Below are 447 nucleotides of genomic sequence, written 5' to 3'. Positions count from 1 at the left end.
CGGCTGCACGGTCCTAACGACAAAGGGCAGGCCGACGAAGATCAGCGCGATGACGATGCCGGCCGGGGTAAAGGCGATCTTCAGCCCGAGCGGTTCAATGAACTGGCCGATCCAACCGTTCGGGGCATAAAGCGTTGTCAGCGCAATGCCGGCAACGGCTGTCGGCAAGGCAAACGGCAGGTCGACCATGGCGTCGATCACCCGCTTGCCGGGGAACCGATAGCGCACCAACACCCAGGCGAGGATGACGCCAAAGACGAGGTTGATCACCGCGGCGACAAAGGCCGTGCCAAAGGAGATCTTCAAGGCGTTCAGCGTGCGCTGATCGAGCGCCAGCTCCACGAACTTGGCCCAACCGAGCCCGCTGGCCCGAAACACCAGCCCCGACAACGGGATCAACACGATCAGGACCAGCCAGCTCAGCGTGATCCCGAGCGACAAACCAAA

Annotated in this window: 1 protein-coding gene; it reads right to left on the bottom strand. The window is 62.4% G+C overall.

Annotation, left to right across the window (positions count from 1 at the left end; translation table 11 throughout):
- On the bottom strand, window positions 1-447 hold a 447-nt coding region (locus MKZ91_RS31545; RefSeq protein WP_442892380.1), incomplete at both ends, for an ABC transporter permease.

Origin of the sequence: Ensifer sp. MJa1 (genome assembly GCF_037026475.1) — a bacterium.
In the GTDB taxonomy this organism is placed as follows: domain Bacteria; phylum Pseudomonadota; class Alphaproteobacteria; order Rhizobiales; family Rhizobiaceae; genus Ensifer.
This window is presented reverse-complemented; position numbering and strand designations above follow the sequence as displayed.